Origin of the sequence: Candidatus Chordibacter forsetii, from assembly GCF_964187505.1 — a bacterium.
Classification (GTDB): Bacteria; Verrucomicrobiota; Verrucomicrobiia; order Opitutales; family Seribacteraceae; genus Chordibacter; species Chordibacter forsetii.
The window spans coordinates 1-17,234 of the sequence record NZ_CAXLML010000194.1; the positions used below are offsets into that span (position 1 = coordinate 1).

Consider the following 17,234-nt stretch of genomic DNA (forward strand, 5'->3'; position numbering starts at 1 on the left):
ATTTTCTCGGCCTCCACCTGATAATACTGCTGGCACGATTGCCCCTTCGGCAACTTTAGTTCGTAGTGCATAACCTTCGGGCAGAGCGTTATTTTGATTGAGATAATTTTCAACCATTTTCCTCTCTTCCACAGACAAAGACCACGAAAGCTCTGTTTCACCAACACCTGAAGCAGACTCTATCCTGGATTTGGCTTTTATATCCCCAAATTTTTGCAAGTCAGTTGGATAGTTTGTCCCATACTTACCGGCGTTTTTATGCCAACTAGCAGTTGATTCAGAGGCAAAGTAGTAATTATCTGTGTTAAACAAAAAGAGAGCGTAGCACATTACAGCAAGAATTGGAAAAAGTGAAGCTAAGGTAACGACACCAAAACCCGTATTACTTGAACCACCAGTAGATACAATCCTACAAACTCCAATACCTAGAGCAAGTACAAGAGGCACTGTGACTGGACCTGTAGTTACCGCACCACAGTCCCAGGCCAGGCCTAACACATGCTTAAGCCTGTCGTCGGAAAACTGCATGTACAACGTTATGCAGGAAAGAGTCACAACACCGACATAAATGAATGGCTTAAGAGACCAGCCTTTATAGAAGCGGAGAACACCGAGGAGGACAGCGATACCAACACCAACACCGACACAGTTTACTAGGAGCCCTGCTCCAGTATTTAATATGGTCCACAACAAAGGTGCAGCTGTGGGATCTACGCCAGCACCGGCAGCTCTTAATACCCCAATAGCCGGTTCCGCGAATGTAGCAAATGCACCCAACACAAAACCAAAGGCAAGACTTGTGGGAAGACAAGGAATACCTAAGATTTTCTTTCTTGGTAATGTAGAACCCAAAGATTCACCAAGTGGCATCAGACCGAGTCGAAGACCTTCCATAAAGAAAGCAAGTCCCACGATAACAATCATAATCCCGGCTGCAATCATAAGAGAATAGACGATGGGCAAACCCAAAACAAGAACCTGAAAAACAATTAAATAAAGTATAATAAACCAAACACACTGAATCTGCTCGACTATTTTATCTTTTGAAAATGATAAAATGATGCCGAGTTTTTGCTGCAAGCTAAGTTGTAGTTTATTGCTATCGGAGGATTGTTCAGTACTCATATGTTAAAAATTTATAGTTATCATTGAATTTTATAACGCGCAGGTAAAGGTTTAAACAAATGTCTAATCACGCCAATTCGCATTCGCTAGGGAAAGGGAGGTTCTGTTGGAACCTGATTTTAAACGGATTGGATTATTCCAAACCGCACCAATTTTTCCGACCGGTGCAGTACCTAACAAGTAATAAGATGCAGGTACTATGTTTTTGAATTCGGCAAAACCATCAATGTCTGTTCGTATCCTATGCCCTTTTCCTTGTTCCACTTGCTCCAAAAGAATGTTACGGATTCTTTTGTAAACTCCTGGATAAGAAAAAGGTGATTTTCTGGCTTTCGCCCAAAGTTCTTCGAACGAACTAATTTGTGGATAATCTTTGAGAAAAAATCCTTCCTTCAAAAGAAGTTCGCTCAAGCTATTTGATACCAAAAAGAATTCTGTATAGAAAACTTCTTTGTTTTTACCGTTTAAAAGTGTAACCACAGCATCAAATTCTAGAGTACATGTGCCAATATTTTGAAAGGTATCTAAGTTGGACGGAGCGGAAAAATCCGGATTTTTAAAGTTCCGCCCTTCTTCATAGGAACGGGAACCTGTGTTTGGAGGAGCAGGCAAAACCCTCGGTTGCAGTGAATCAATGCCATTTACAAATTGATCATTACGCAATCTAAGTCCGTCAAGTTCTCTTGATTTGTCCATTAAATTGCTCTTAAGGTTAGCTATCTCGGTTTGCAGTTTGTATAGGTGACTTGTATTCGAACCTGTAATTACATTTTCAGGCGGACGGACTGAAGGAACTGAAGTTAAAGTCCTTGACCTCTGAAGTTCTAAGAGGAGTTCTTCGTTTAATCGTGTTAGAGAAGCAATTGTCTGGTCTTTGCGGGCATTCAACGAACGTAACTCTTGCAAGCTTATCTGAAAATCATCGTCTAACGATGTTGGGGATTTAGGCGTTGCATGTTGCTCGTAAGAATCAAGCATTTTAGAGGCAGCTACCACTTTGCTTTCAGGCGGTAATGGTAGTAAACTGGTCTGAGTTATTGGTTTTTCGGATATTTTTTTTTCGTCTGCTCCATCAATGACATTGATTGTAGAAACTTCATTACCGCTATTCAAAAAAGAAGCCAAGTTTTGTCCCCCGCCAGTTTGTTTGGCGATCAAAGAGGCAAAATCCAAATCGCCGTCTGAAGTTTCACTCGATGTGGACAATATATTTTGAGATCGTTCCGAACAAGAGTTCAAAAGAAAAACCAAAAGAGTAACTACAATTGTATTGGGGAGCATATGATTCTTTTGCAACTAGTGTATCCCAATAGGCAATAAAGAAAATTTCGGCAAGGTTCTTATTTACACACAATGAATTTTTTGACAATTAAATAGAATATGTCTCTCTTACCCCCTTCCGAGACGAATTCGCTTGAACGCGAATTAACCTTCTTGAAACAAACCATATCCTCTCTTCGCGATCAGCTTGAGAGAAACATGGATTTGCATGATTCTGAACTGCACGCAATCGAGGAAGGACACGCTGCAAAAGAATCTAACTTCCAAAAACTAGTGGCTGGTATGAGGGAAGACTATGAAAAGCTTTCACTCAAAAACGAAGAAGATAAGCAACGTTTGAAAAGTACTTTTGAAGTTGAGCGAAAAAGCTTCTCTTCTCTAGTTAGCCAACTAAGACATCAACTTGAAGAGTCAAATTTGTTAACTCAACAAGCAACCGAAGAGACACAATCTTTAAATAATAAAGAAATTAACGAATTACACGATCTTGTTTCAAGGCTTCGTAGGGAATTAGAAGCCAAGGATATAGAACAAGCCAAGGTAAAACAGTCAGTTTCACAGGAAAAGAATTCGGAAATTCAAGAATTAAGAAAACTTGCAGAAAACCTGAGGCACAAAATTGGGCACACCCAAATCCGTAAGGAAAATGAAATTGGAAAATTGATTTCATCACATGGCCTAGAAACAAAATCTTTAAGAGAAACAATCGAAACCTTAAGGGCTTCTTTGGAAGAAGTTAAACGCTCCAAGGAAGACGAAATTCAAGCTGCCATTGCTCAAATCAGCCAAGAGAAAACATTACTGCAGGGTTCGTTGCAAAAAAGTCGAAACGCATTGGATATGGCAGGGGCTAGACATCAAGAAAAAATCCAAAAAATCATTCAATTTAACGATAATGAAAAAAAATCGCTCAAGGAGACGATTAGCCTGTTAAGAGAGGAAATTGAAAGTTTTGATAACCGCATACAGGAGGCAGTCCAACAGGAAAAAAGACTGCATATCGATGAAATTCGCCAATTAAGAGAAACCCTTCTGCAAACTCGAGAAAGCATTGAAAAGAAAAAATTCGAACTTGAGGAAAAAATTCAAAAGGCAGAATCCTCCCAGCAAAAAGAAAATATTTCACTTAGGAAGACAATATCTTCGTTACGAATTGAATTAGAACAAAGCGAAGTTCAAAAAGAAGAGGGAGTCCAAAAGGCATTAAGTTCTCACATTGCTGAAATTAAACAACTCAAAGAGTCACTATCCAACCTTAGATTAAATTTAGAGAGAATTGAAAATCGACACGCTGTATCCCTCCAGAAATCGAATCAAAAATCAAATGCGGAAAAGATTTCCTTACAAGGTACAATCCAAACATTAAGAGATGAAATCGAATCTGCCCATGCAAAGAGAGATGAATTGGTTCAAGAAACCAAAAGAATAAAGAATCTCGAAATCGAACAGCTTCGAAAATCTTTATTACTTGTTCGAAATACTCTCGATAGAGAAAGAATGCAGTTAGATGCAGAAGTTCAAAGAGCTTCTGCTGCCTCAACTCAGGAAATCAGTTCCTTTAAAATTTTAGTTTCCGAATTGCGTGAACAAATTGAAGAAGTAAAAATTCGTGAACAAGAAAAGGTTCAAAAGGCAATTGGATCTACTAATTTACAGATTGAGCAACTACAAAAAAGTTTGTCCAGAACGCGAGATCAGATGGAGCGTGAAAAAAATATTTGTGCAAACAAAATACAATCCATCGAGTCCCAGAAAAAGTCTGAAATTCGTAATCTAAGGGAAATAGTATCACAGCTTAGAATTCAGATCGACGAGATTGGGTCGGAGAACGAAGAGAAGGTTCAAAAAGCAATTAGCTTTTTGACCCAAGAAAATAATCAACTCAAAGAAGGTGCCTTGTTGACGAGATCAAAAATCGAAAACTTAAAAGAAACTCACCAATCCGAACTTCAAAGGAAAAATTCAACCCAGGAAAATTTGTTAAGTGGACTTAAGAAAACTATCTTCGAATTGAGGACAGAAATTGATCTTCAACAATCAGACTTCGAAGACAAAACCCAAAACGCTACCACCACTTTGGTGAGAGAAAATGAAATATTGAAACATTCGTTATCAAAAATTAGGGAAAAGCTAGACATTGCGAACGCTCAAACGCAGCATGCAAAACAAGAAAAAAATAAGCTACTAGAGCAAGAAGTGTCTCAACTAAAAGAGACGATTGGTACACTTCGGGCAGAAACCGAACAATTGAACAATAAAGCTATTGATGAAGTTCAAAAAGTTGCGTCTTCCAACCTTAATGAAATTAATCATTATAGAAATATGGTAAGATCTCTTCGAGATGAGATTGACCGAAAACAAGTCTCACATGATAAAAATTTACAAAAGGCTACCCAAAAAAAAGATATGGAATTCAAGGAACTCCATGAAACAATAATCGAGTTACGCTCGAAACTAGATCACGACCATGCCAACTAAAACCAATTCCCCCGAACCTAAGAAGAGAACAGCAAGGTTCTCCGATATGCTACTTCAAGTTACCACAGACTTAGCAAAAACTAAAAGCTTAGACGAAGCTCTTGAAACCTTAGTTAAGATAACTACCTCAACCATCGGTGCCGAGAGAGGAACTATCTTTTTAAACGATTCCTCGACCGGAGAATTATATTCACGAATTGCCCAAGGAAGTTTTCGTAGGGAAATTCGTATCATGAATAGCAAGGGGGTTGCTGGATGGGTCTTTTCTCATAATGAAGGTGCGATCATTCCCGACGCGTATAAAGACGATCGTTTCAACAAAGCTGTAGATGTAAGAACGGGGTTTCGTACAAAAAGTATTCTTTGTGCCCCTCTAAGAACCGTTAATGGAGAAAAAATTGGGGTTTCACAGATTCTCAACAAAATTGACGGTGAATTTACCCAAGATGATTTAGAACTACTCGAGGCAATGACGGAACAGGCAGCTATTGCTATCCAAGGAAATATTATCGTTGAGCAAGTAGAAGCAGCAAGAAAACAAGAGTTAGAATTCCTTGATGTAGTTTCTCAGGTCGCATCGGAACTTGAACTTACTCCACTCTTGCAAAAAATCATTTCAACAATCTCAACGATGTTGGATTGTGAAAGAGCCACTCTCTTTATCAATGATGAAAAGACCAATGAATTATATACCGAAGTCGGAGAAGGCTTGGACGAAAAATCTATAATACGGTTCCCAAATCATTTAGGGATTGCGGGAACTGTCTTCACATCCGCTAAGCCTGTTAATATACCCCACGCCTATGCAGACCTACGTTTCAATCCAAGCTTTGATAAGCAGACCGGATTTTTCACACGATCCATTCTTTGCATGCCAGTTCTTAACAAAGAGGGAAAAACCATTGGTGTTAGTCAAGTCCTCAACAAACGCGGAGGCTCTTTTAATCAAGAAGATGAAAAGAGGCTAGCGGCATTTACCTCCCAAATTTCTATGGGCATTGAAAATGCCAAGCTTTTTGATGATGTACAAAATCAGAAAAATTATTCGGAAAGCATTCTCTCGAGCATGCACGATGCAGTGATTACAATAGATGAGAATAAAATGGTCAGGACCTGCAATCCGGCTGGACTGAAAGTGCTGAAGCTCTCTAATTTGACTGATGTTCTAAACAGGTCCTTAATCGAATTACTAGGATCCGAAAACTCTTGGCTAACCAATAAGTTAGAATCAGTCGATGAACAGGAAGAGTTTCTAGATGCCACCCTACTCATCCAAGGAGATAAGCTTTCTGTCAATGTTTCCACCACCCCCCTGATTGGACAAAAGAATGAAAGTATGGGGGTTATGATCATGATTGAAGATATCAGCTCTGAAAAAAGAATGAAGTCTACCATGTCTCGATACATGGATCCTGAGTTAGCGGATCAATTAATGAACGCAGGTGAGAGCGATGATGTTATGGGAGGAAAACAAAGCACGGCATCTGTATTGTTTTCAGATGTTCGAAGTTTTACTACTATTACTGAAGAACTTGGAGCCCAAGGCACTGTTAAGCTTTTAAATGATTACTTTACCATAATGGTTGATTGCATAACAGATGAAGGAGGCATGTTGGACAAATTTATCGGTGATGCCATGATGTGTATCTTCGGCACCCCTATTCCCCACGAAGACGATCCGGACCGAGCGGTTCGTGCAGCCATTCGTATGATGACCGACCTTAAGGTTTTTAATGATAAAAGAGCGGCTGAAGGTAAAATGCCTATTGATCACGGTATGGGAGTTAATACTGATTCGATTGTCTCTGGAAATATTGGTTCGCCCAAAAGAATGGACTATACTGTCATTGGAGATGGGGTTAACCTAGCAGCACGTATCGAGAGTGCCTGTAAACAATACGGGGCTCATATTCTTATAAGTGAATTCACATACAAAGCGGTTAAAGCTACATACCGAACACGACAAGTTGACTATGTTATTGTTAAAGGAAAAACAGAACCAGTCGGAGTCTTCGAAGTGCTCGATTTTCATGATGATGATTCTTATCCGAATATGATTGAGGCTCTCGGTAATTTTAATGATGGGTATCGGGCATGGAATGATGGGAAGTGGGACCAAGCCATAAAATTGTTCAATTCAGTTAAAAAAATTAACCCCGAAGACAAAGCTGCTCAGCTTTATCTTGATCGCTGCGACTACATGAAAAAGAACCCACCCAAAAAAGAATGGGATGGCGTTTGGGTAATGACCTCGAAGTAAGGGCTTCAATCCATGGAACAGAACGCAAAAAAACTCTTAGAAAGAGCGATCGAACTTGATCCAAATCTTGCTAATGCTCATTTCAAACTGGGCGTTCTTTATCAATCTGAGCAAAAGTACGATTTAGCATTAGAATATTTCGAACAAGCAGTTTCAATCAATTCATCCTACGCTGAGGCGGAATGTGAACTTGCAATCGAACTTACTCGATTAAGTAAGCACGAGGATGCAAGAGAACATTTTCTAAACGCGTTGGAACTCAACCCTAATTTTGTTAAAGCCTATTTTAATTACGCTTTAATGCTGGTTGAAGTTAAGGATTTCGAGGAAGCAAAAAACAATTTTGATAAAGTTGCAGAAATTGATCAAAATTTTGCTGCCGCTTATTACAATAAAGCAAAATTATTGACCAACCCCGATGACTTTGAAGGTGCACGTAAAAACTATGAAACAGCCATCGATATTGAAGATGAGTATCCGTGTGCACATTACTACCTTGGAAAACTCCTGCTGGGTGGAAAAGCTACAAATAATGATGGTTCATCTATAGATAAGAGAGACTGGAAAACGGCAAAGAAACATTTTTATCGGGTGATCGAACTCGACCCGCAAAACTCGAAAGCTCACTACAATACAGCAAGGATATTATTTTCTGAAAAAAGTTTACCAACTTCCAAGAAACACCTCGTTACCGCACTTGAACTTACATCCGATTATTCAAAAGCCCACTATTTATTAGCCAGGATTTTAGAAGGGGAAAAAAAGCTGGAAAAAGCGATTCACCACTACAATGAGTCCATAAAATATTTTCCCAACAACCCCAAAGCACTTTTTCACCTAGGAAAACTTTACTACCATCAAGAAAAGCTAGCAGATGCGGAAAAGAACCTAAAATTATCCATACAAGCTGACTCCCAAAATGCCAATAGCCACTTCTACCTTGCTAAGATTTTAACCCTTGATGAAGATCCAAGCCTTGCAAAAAAACATTTCTACAAAGCACTAGAAATTAATCCTGACTTTGCTGAAGCTTATTATGAATTGGCTTTTCATGCGGAAAACTCGGGAGATCTAAACGAAGCCAAAATTCATTTTCAAAAAGCAACGGATGTTGAACAAAATTTCGCTGAAGCTTATTTTAATTTAGCCAGGCTCTCGTCCAGCCCATCAGAGTACGATTTAGCTGAAAGAAATTTCGAAACGGCTTTAGAAATCAAAAATGAATATGATGAGTGTCATTATTATTTCGGTAAATTGCTAGCCAAAGGAGAACGAATGTCAAAGGATGGTACCATAATTTTGCAACCCGATCCTGAAGAAGCGTCTAAACATTTTCAAAATGCAATTCGCATAAATCCTAAAAACTTCAAATCGTTTTACGAGTTAGGCATTTTACTAGCTAATCAAAAAAAATTCGTTGAATCATTTGAGGCACTACAAAAAGCAATTACAATCAATCCAAATTTTGCGGATGGTCATTATCAACTAGCTGTACTCTTAATGAATCAATCGGCTCAATGTGCTCTAGCAAAGATTAGAAAACCTTCTGCAAAGACTAAAGTGAATAAAAAGACCAAAAAAAAATGAAGAGCTACATCAAGGTTGATCTTGATCCAATGAAACACTTGGAGAAGGCTCTCCAACTTGATCCTGCTAGCCCGCAATCGGCATATTTATTTGCTAAGACACTTATCCAAAAAAAGGATAGTCTAAAAGCCATTAATTTCCTCCAAGATTTTCACAAAAACCATGGGTTATCAGACAATCTCTATAACCTATTAGCAAAGGCTTACTTGGTTGAAAAAGATTTTAGCAATGCAGAAGATGCCAATGGAAACGCATTATCAAAGTCACCCAGAGATAGAGAGTTTTTAGAGACTGCTTTTCGTATAAAGGAAGCAAAAGGAGATAAATTCTCTGCCCTTCATTTCCTCGAAAGAATTATTAGATATGGAACTGAATCCTTTGAGATTTATTGGGAAATGTCTAATTTACTTACCGACCCTGCTGAGCGGATTAAAAGAATCAATGTCTTGGAAATTGCCCACTCCCTTAATCAATCTAATGTCAAAATCTACAAAACCTTAATTGGTAGCTACTGCGACTACTTTGAATCGATAGAATATAATAAAGCTAACATAGGGTTATTTAAAGCTTTTAAAGATCGAATAGAAACAACGAACGGTTTTGATCTACCCCCACCCCTAAAGGATAGATCTAATCTTATTTTTAAGCAGTTTGAAGCAATTGTTTACTGAATTATGTTTTCTTTTTACTTTTAAGATAAATAGCAAAAGAAGGAATAGAAAACAGATAAAATAGGATGGCAAATGCCAAAGATAGCCACTGTTCTCGAACCACAACGGCAGCAGCCAAAATTACCCCCACAAGAACAAAAATTACTTTTCCGTACGATATTTTATATTTTATACTTTTTAAAGAAATGGTTGGAATACGAGAAACCATAAGGACACTGACTAACATAACCCATAAGCATATCGCTCCAGGACGAAATAATTCGATTCCCGAAATTCCAAACCTTTGCATATTTACCTCGAAAATGATTGGGCTTAACAGGATAATAGCACCAGCGGGTGATGGAACTCCTGTAAAGTAGTTGCTTGGCTTTCCATCCGAGTCAGATGGAGATCGACTAGTAACATTAAATCGAGCAAGCCTGAGCACACAGCAAGATGAATAAAAAATGAATGGTACCCAATACCATCCTAGTAAATAACTGCTTTCACTTTTAGTGATTGAAACAATCCAAAGGTATAGAATAACGGTAGGAGTAACTCCAAAGCTTACCGCATCAGATAAACTATCTAATTCAGCTCCAATTTTAGAGGTTGCCTTAAGCATTCTCGCACTTAACCCATCCACGAGGTCAAAAAAAGCAGCAAGCAAAACACAAACTACAGCAGACTTCCACTCCGACTCTAGTGCAAACCTTATACCTGTAAGACCAATACACATTCCTACAGTGGTAAATATGTTAGGTATCAAACGAACAATTAAGAACTCTTCAGTCTGAGCTAGTGGATTAGGTTTGTCAGGAGACATTCAGTCTTGAAAACTTTAGGGATTAAATTCAGTTTTTTGTTATGGAAGGAAAGATCAAAATAATAATAGTAATTCTTCCTACTTTAATTTGTTGCAGTAAAAGATGGAATCCAGACGAACAGTATACCTCAGAAATTGCTTCTTTGAATACTGCTAAGCTTAATATCTATAAAACTTCTAATAAAGTTAACTTTCATGACATTAAAGTGGGGGACTCATTGTCTCGGGTTATATCTATGATAGGAAATGATTATAAAATTTCAGCAAGTTTAAAAAATAATTACGGAAATTGGATGAAAATAGAATTTGGTAAAAAATTAGACAAAACCCATATGGAATTACTTTTAAAGAACAACGAGGTAATCAATATTCACAAGTATTGAACTTTTTATATTTCAACCTCTTTAACAAAAGTAAGTAAGAGCTTAATCAAAGCTCCTTCGCTAAGTAAAGAGGGGGTAATAGAAAACAATTCCCAACCCTCTTTGCACATTTGGTTGGATTTCTCGTCAATAATGGAAGCAATCTCAAGACTCGTGTCATCACCCTTTATTCGCATACCTTTGGGAGTAATTACACAAGTTTTGTATGTTTTAAATGCCATAAAAACCTTAACTTACTGCCTTGGCACTTGAATCTTTGGCAGGTTCTTCATCTTTTTCTCTACCATAATATTTGTTGTAATACTTGTACCTAAAGTAACCGTATCCGTAATAACCAGAGTAGTAATAGCCTGGAGCTTTCTTTTGTGGAAGGTCGTTTAGTACAACACCCAAAATTTTGGCTCCGGTCTCGTCCAAACTTTCCAGTAAACTTTTGACTATTTTTCTAGAAACTTTTCCATAGCGAGTTACAAACAGAACCTCCTCTACTTTTCGGGCCATCGCCAAGGAATCTGGAAATAATCCTAGAGGAGGGCTATCAATAATAATTACATCTGCAAAGCTTCTAAGCACTTTATGAATTCGGTCGAATCCATTACTCTCCAAAAGTTCGGTAGCAGCCCTAGTTCTTCCACCTGAAGGTAAAACAAAAAGGTTTGGATGAATCTGGGTAACTGTCTCTTGAGCCAATTCATGCAGTTTTTGCGGGTCGGTCTGTTCAGCATTGATCAGGGAAAGTAATCCTTTCTCATTAGCAATATTGCAAAACTTATGAATACCCGGACGCCTCAAATCAAAATCAATTAAAACAGTCTTTTTTCCGTGATTAGCACAACTGTACGCAAGATTAGCAGAAATTAAGCTTTTTCCTTCACTTGGAATGGCTGAAGTGACAAGAATCGTTTTAGGATAATCATTTAACGAGTTCATCTGAATCCGGCTAAACATACTACGAAAGGACTCCGTCAACCCGTCATCCAAATCATTTCCAACGATTAAGGGTCTTTGTGTCTCTTCAACTTCAGAAATCTTAGGAATACCCGCGATTAAATCTCGTCCTATAAAAACCTCTACATCCCATGGTGATTTGACGCGATTATCAACAAATTCAAGCAAGAAGGGAATAATCAAAAAGATCGCCACACCAAGCATCATTCCATCCCTCTTAATTTTCACTTTATCAGGAGTGAATGGCGCCCCAGGCAGATAGGCAAACTGTTCTTTGTTCAAAGGTTCTTCTTGCTCGCTTGGTAATGCTTGTTCGATTCTTACATCATTAAGACGATTATGAATTTGATCCGTTGTCTTAGTAACCACCGAGAGTTGCCTATCTAAATTCCTAAGTTTTTCTTCAATTTCACTAAGAGTACGGGACTCCTCCTGCACCTTACCCATTGCAGTGGCAAATTCCTTCTCTTGGGCACTCAGTTGTATATGTTTATCTCTCAAGTCTTCGATTGAAGATTTCACTTCTTTATTCAAAGCTAGCTTAACCAGTTGAACTTGGCGTGCATTCTCAATCATTTTCGGATGTCTTTCCAAGTACCCGGAGCCAGTTTCTTGATAATCTTTCCTTTTTCGCTCCAAATCGAAAAGAGTTTTTCTTAGAGAAGGAATAGCTCCGTAGGATTCAATGGCATCGATTTCAAAAAATTCTTTTATCACAGCAATATCATCATCGATATCTTGAGATGCTAATGACTCTGATTGTGAGCCTATTCGTACTTGAATCTGTAGAATTTGCCGGAGGAGTGAGTTAATACGAATTTGTTCAAGTTTAGACCTAGTTACTTCAGAGGAATATTGGCTTTTTCGTGCTGCGGTATCTTGTTTTTCATCCTCCAAAAAGGGAAGGTCATACCTTTTTTTAAAGTTTGATTGTTCTTGAGAAATTCGCTCTTCCTCAGCCAAACTTTTATCGAGTAATAATTGTAAAACATTTCTCACATTCTCAACCTGTAGACTCTTTCTACTTTTATGAAGCTTTTCATATTCAGACTGCACAACATCCGCTATGATTTGTGCGCCTCTACCAGAACGAGCAGTCGAATTAATTGTAAAGCGGGGTCTGCCTTCTGATGGAGGAGAAACTGATACAGAATAAGAAATGGTGGCACCAACATCAATTGATATACCATCTTTAAGGAAGGGTCCTAGCAGTTCTGACTTTAATTCCGGACTGTCTTTTATTTTTTGAGTTACATTAAGCCTAAGATCTTGACTGTTAAGACCATCCAAATGTTTTGCGACAAGCCCTTGTACATGTTGGTCTCGATCAACTTTTTGTAGGTTGAGAATTGCAGGGGGGGGAATTAATCGAAAAGAAGCACTCGATGAGAATAATTCCGTCCCTTGAGATTTGATGTAGATGAAAGCAAGAGCAACGGGTAAAGATAAAGTAAGTGCAATCAACCAACGATCACGAAGAATGAGTAAAAAGTCTCCTATTCCTTTTATCTTTGTTCCTGATGACTGGACAGAAGGACTGTCGGGCATTTTGTTGTAATTTTCGTCCATATCTAAAGCAGCCTCTCGGGGACTTCGATTCGGTCACCCGGATAAATCCAAAACCTCCGGGAGGAGTTACCCGATTGAACACCAGAACTTAAAGCTTCAACATCTACCTCGTAGGTTTTGGTATTCGTGGGATTACCACTTTCATCAAAAAAAGTACGGGTAACATAAACTCGATTTTTTTTTGCAATGTCATTAAAACCACCAGCTCGAGCAATTACTTCAACAATATTCATTGCTTCCACCTCAGGCGGCAACACATAGGGCCCTTTGCGATTTACTGAACCGGTAAGAAAAACAACTCGCTCCGAATATTTAGTTATATTCAGCAAGGCCTTTGGGCGAGCAAAGATAAGTTCTTTCTTGTACTCTCTTTCAATGGATGACTCAGCTTCCTTCTTGTTTTTACCCATTAGCCTAACCTCACCAACATAAGGCATATTTATAGTTCCTTCATTCGTAAGGGAAGTTTCGATGCTGCAATCAACCTCTCCTTGTATTACAACTCTAATTCGGTCCCCAGGTCTCAATTTATAACCAGTTGGGTCCTTAAGCACGGATGCGTCAAAATAGGCCCCCTGCCCCGAAACATAAATCCCTGACAAGAGAAATAATAATGTGTATGATACGAATTTCTTTTTTAGAGGCATTTCCCTAAAACCTTCCCATTATTTCAGCGTGCACTAAATGGCGCCCATAACTCCCAACACTTGTGCCTTTATCCATTAAGGTAAAGTCATAACCACCTGAAGATGAGAAGGTTTTGTTAATTCTCTTGGTGACACCGAACCCAAAGCCGTATGTTTGCATAGATGAAGAATCTACCTTGCCCTTTTCTTCATCAGAGTTCTGATCAAAATCTTGTGGGTAGGTGTAATCTGTAATGCCCGCACTTAAATAACTTGAGCCCGTTAGGGTATCTGTAAATCGATGTGAAAGTCCTGCTCTAAAAGATGTAGAAAAAGTTGAAAACCCTTGAGCAGTTGGAGAGAATGCACGACTGAGAGAGTAATTGGATGATGTTTTAGAGTTATGCTTCCAATTGAGAGCTACCGAAGTGATTAGGTTGTCTTGGTTAGCTTGATTAGATGAGACATAATCGACTAAACTGTACCCGAGCGAAACACTTCCACTAAATTTGGAAGAATATACACCATCGGCACCAACACTTATTGAATGATTGTTGGCATCGGTGAGGTTATTTTGAGATGTACCATGTGCCTTGGATTTCGAAAAGGTGTAGTTAGTAAAAAAATCTAGCTTTTCAGAATAAATGTAAAATGCACGAAAACTTAAAGGCAGGGTCGAGAAATCAAGATTAGGACTATCGTCGGTATTTGCAGATTGGTAAAACCTGTAGGAATAAGAAGTTCCACCACCAACACCAAATTTAGAACTATGATTGTAACGCACATTAAGACCGGCAGTAACATAAGTGTAAGAGATTAGGTCTTGTTCCAAGACACTGGCACCAATATTTTGGCCTAGGTCAAATGTAGTTTCGAACCTAATCTTAGCGTTATTAGAAATTCTTTTCTTGAGAGCAAGAGTATCATCAAAATCAATGCTTAAAGACGTCGTTGGTACGATATTGCTCATGTCTCCGTTTAATAAATATTGAGAGATTTGAACTCCAGCAGAACCAGTAATTTTGAATAGGCCCAACTTATTTGTAAAGTGGACTGCCGGTGAAAATGTTAAAATAAAATCATCCTCGCTTTCCAAACGGTCGGGATTGATTAAAGAAGAATTAGATTTCTTAACCGCATCAAACTCGTTGCTAGGCATGCCAAAAACTAAAGAGTCGTAAGATAATTTAAGTGCTGCACTTGCATCAATACGACCAACCTTTCCTTCGTAAAGTCCATAAGAGGAAGTCAAAACTAAGAATAGTCCAATAAAATATATGAAGGGCTTCATAATCAAGGATTTAGAGTTTTATTGAATTTACATTCCGATAATTTGTCAACTTAATCACATTTTAAGCTTACAAGTCATTCAATCGTGAATAACAATCTTAAATTATGTATCTTATACCTAATCCTTGTCACATGGTTTAAGGCAGGACTAGCTGGTGGATTCCCGGGAATAATATTAAGCATTCTTGGACTAACTTTATTGGTAACCCAATTATTTCAAAACTACTTTTGGACTAGAAGATATTTTCTATCCATCATCCCCCTTTTATTGATGCTTATTTGGGCTGTAATAGGCTTTAATAACCCGAAATATCAAGCACTCAACGCACAGGACCTCATTGAATTAAACATGGAAGGAACTTTGATCGAAACCAGGGATTCAACAAAAATCGAAATGATTTCTAATGGTATGAATTTGATTTTAGAAAAAAGCAGAGATGACCCTAAGTTATCGATTGCTTTATTTTTTCATTTAAAAAACACCTATACAGATAAATATTCTAAAGTTATAAATGATCCAATTATCACATTTTTCAATAACTGCGAAAATAAAATAAAACTAGAATACTGGAGCTTTTTACCTTCAATTTCAATTAAGAACTTATCTAGCATACAGAATTTTTTATTTCTTTTTATTAATTTATTTTTTGGTATTATTATTTTTCATAATTTATTCAATTTTAGTAATGTAAAAGTTGTTTTATGGATAGTCGTTATCAATACATTTATTCTTTGTATTGTTGGTCTCTATCAAAAATTTACTCAAGTGTGGTCTGATGATTATTTGGAAATATTGGGAATTTGGAATGCCCCGGAACCAAGGTATTTTTTTTCCACATTTACCTATAAAAACCACTGGTCAGCTTTTGCATTAATTTCTCTATCTTGTATTTATTCAATATTCTACAAGCAATTAAGGATTACCAATGAATACATGATTAAGTCTCCTATTTTATTATTTATTATATTTTCTAGTATTTTGTTGGTTTCGACAGTTATATTTTCAGGTTCTAGGTCTGGTATTTTATTCTCCGTAATATCAGTTATACTTTTCAGCTTAATTATATTCTTCAAAAAAAAGAAGCTAGAATCCTATTCATTCAAGAAAATTATTTTATATTTTTTAGTTATCCTCCCTACTTTATTTTTCATTTTTTATTCATTAAAAAAAGATGAGAAAGTTAAGGAAATGCTAACCAACTCTACCACTCAATGGAAAGCCTTCCAGGAAGGGAGTCCTCCCCTCAGATGGTATCTTTGGAATGATGCCTACAAAATGGCTCAAAGTGAACTAATTTTAGGACATGGTTATAATGCATTCCCATCAACTTATCCTAAATTTCAATCTATGGTGGTTAGACAAGAACGGGGAAAAGGACTGGCAAGTGCTCACAACCCTTACATTCCCCTTGTTGCACATGCACACAATGATGTTGTGGAATTTATCTGTGAATGGGGTTTGCTTGGTACTTTTTGTTTTTTTATTCCCTACATCCTTCACATAATTAAAGTTTGGGGTTCCACTAACTCAACAACTGTTAAATTATTACTTTCAGGTTGTTTTGTTTTTTTGGTTTATTGCTTCGTAGATTTCCCCACTCGAACTCCGGCATGCGTTGTTCTATTTTCATGCATTGCAGGGTTGGCATGTAAGTATGACAATCTTTCAACTAACAGCCAAAGAGGATTTTAGTTTGCATCCGAGTATAACTTGAATGATTTTAAGTAAGTAATGGATATTGGTCCGTTTTTAGGATTTTCTTCTAATTTATTGAGATTATTTTTCTCAACTGTTTTTTTGTGTACAATTTTACAAGCAAAATTGTCCACTACAATGCTTGACAGCATACTTCTTATCAATCTTGGGGGAGTCAATGAACTCGTTAAGGACTCTAACACTAAAGAGAGAAGAAGCTTAGTTCCCAAAGAAACCCTCGAGCAACAAATTGGACCCGACGGTACAAACGCTCCTCCTGTTTTACCCGAATCGATAACTTCACATTTTGAATCATCGCACGGGCCACCCTTAGTCACGAACGATGGTCTAACTGAAGCGTTAAGTGAAGCCTTTTCCCTTGATGGGAATCCGCCTACAATCGAGGACTTTGAAACCTCCATCAAAAATCTCGCAGAGACAAAACAGGATTATGGACTATCTAATAAATCATTTCTGTCTTCAACTAAATCTATGATCTCTGCCTATTTGAGGGC

At 37.8% G+C, this 17,234-nt stretch carries 14 protein-coding genes; 7 read left to right on the top strand and 7 right to left on the bottom strand.

The annotated features are described in order from the left end of the window. Together ACKPQ4_RS08515 and ACKPQ4_RS08520 are read right to left on the bottom strand one after the other, a co-directional pair. Positions 1–1,125, bottom strand: a 1,125-nt coding sequence (locus tag ACKPQ4_RS08515) for a DUF1538 domain-containing protein (RefSeq protein ID WP_407680762.1), incomplete at its 3' end; no start/stop codon positions are given. A 63-nt stretch (positions 1,126–1,188) separates the two neighbouring features. Beyond that, positions 1,189–2,406 carry a hypothetical protein gene (locus ACKPQ4_RS08520; protein WP_407680763.1) on the bottom strand — a complete coding sequence of 406 codons (1,218 nt, stop codon included), beginning with the start codon at positions 2,404–2,406 and terminating at the stop codon, positions 1,189–1,191. A 99-nt stretch (positions 2,407–2,505) separates the two neighbouring features. Here ACKPQ4_RS08520 and ACKPQ4_RS08525 point away from each other — a divergent pair, with 99 nt between their 5' ends. The 4 genes from ACKPQ4_RS08525 to ACKPQ4_RS08540 are packed head-to-tail and all read left to right on the top strand — an operon-like array spanning position 2,506 to position 9,402. Further along, entirely contained in the window at positions 2,506–4,884 is a 2,379-nt protein-coding gene (locus tag ACKPQ4_RS08525; RefSeq protein ID WP_407680764.1) for a coiled-coil domain-containing protein, read from the top strand. A 46-nt stretch (positions 4,885–4,930) separates the two neighbouring features. Then, positions 4,931–7,144 carry a GAF domain-containing protein gene (locus ACKPQ4_RS08530; protein ID WP_407680765.1) on the top strand — a complete coding sequence of 738 codons (2,214 nt, stop codon included), beginning with the start codon at positions 4,931–4,933 and terminating at the stop codon, positions 7,142–7,144. Positions 7,145–7,156: 12 nt separating this feature from the next. Beyond that, positions 7,157–8,731, top strand: coding sequence for a tetratricopeptide repeat protein (locus ACKPQ4_RS08535; RefSeq protein ID WP_407680766.1), 1,575 nt, complete (start codon positions 7,157–7,159; stop codon positions 8,729–8,731). After that, on the top strand, positions 8,728–9,402 hold the full coding sequence (locus ACKPQ4_RS08540) for a tetratricopeptide repeat protein (RefSeq protein ID WP_407680767.1): 675 nt from the start codon (positions 8,728–8,730) through the stop codon (positions 9,400–9,402). The genes ACKPQ4_RS08535 and ACKPQ4_RS08540 overlap by 4 nt, the downstream gene beginning before the upstream one ends. A 1-nt stretch (position 9,403) precedes the next feature. Here ACKPQ4_RS08540 and ACKPQ4_RS08545 read toward each other — a convergent pair whose 3' ends face one another. After that, positions 9,404–10,207, bottom strand: a complete 804-nt coding sequence (locus ACKPQ4_RS08545; RefSeq protein WP_407680768.1) for a CDP-alcohol phosphatidyltransferase family protein — start codon at positions 10,205–10,207, stop codon at positions 9,404–9,406. Positions 10,208–10,248: 41 nt separating this feature from the next. Between ACKPQ4_RS08545 and ACKPQ4_RS08550 the strand changes: the two genes are divergently transcribed. Next, entirely contained in the window at positions 10,249–10,590 is a 342-nt protein-coding gene (locus ACKPQ4_RS08550) for a hypothetical protein (protein ID WP_407680769.1), read from the top strand. Positions 10,591–10,595: 5 nt separating this feature from the next. Here the strand turns inward: ACKPQ4_RS08550 and ACKPQ4_RS08555 are convergent, their stop codons facing one another. Genes ACKPQ4_RS08555 through ACKPQ4_RS08570 form a run of 4 tightly spaced genes read right to left on the bottom strand, consistent with a single transcriptional unit; the run spans position 10,596 to position 15,024 of the window. Then, entirely contained in the window at positions 10,596–10,811 is a 216-nt protein-coding gene (locus ACKPQ4_RS08555) for a hypothetical protein (RefSeq protein ID WP_407680770.1), read from the bottom strand. 7 nt (positions 10,812–10,818) lie between these two features. Next, the gene (locus ACKPQ4_RS08560; protein ID WP_407680771.1) at positions 10,819–13,107 is read right to left on the bottom strand and encodes a polysaccharide biosynthesis tyrosine autokinase; all 2,289 of its coding nucleotides are present in this window, start codon (positions 13,105–13,107) and stop codon (positions 10,819–10,821) included. Positions 13,108–13,109: 2 nt separating this feature from the next. Further along, complete coding sequence (locus ACKPQ4_RS08565) at positions 13,110–13,754, bottom strand: polysaccharide biosynthesis/export family protein (RefSeq protein ID WP_407680772.1); 645 nt, start codon at positions 13,752–13,754, stop codon at positions 13,110–13,112. Between the two features lie 4 nt (positions 13,755–13,758). Then, a complete protein-coding gene (locus tag ACKPQ4_RS08570; protein WP_407680773.1) occupies positions 13,759–15,024 on the bottom strand; it encodes an outer membrane beta-barrel protein in 1,266 nt (421 codons plus the stop codon). Between the two features lie 84 nt (positions 15,025–15,108). On the opposite strand from ACKPQ4_RS08570, the gene ACKPQ4_RS08575 reads away from it, so the two are divergent. Further along, positions 15,109–16,716 carry an O-antigen ligase family protein gene (locus ACKPQ4_RS08575; RefSeq protein ID WP_407680774.1) on the top strand — a complete coding sequence of 536 codons (1,608 nt, stop codon included), beginning with the start codon at positions 15,109–15,111 and terminating at the stop codon, positions 16,714–16,716. A gap of 141 nt (positions 16,717–16,857) precedes the next feature. Next, positions 16,858–17,234 (top strand): class II glutamine amidotransferase domain-containing protein (locus ACKPQ4_RS08580; RefSeq protein ID WP_407680775.1); only part of this gene is annotated, 377 nt, incomplete at its 3' end.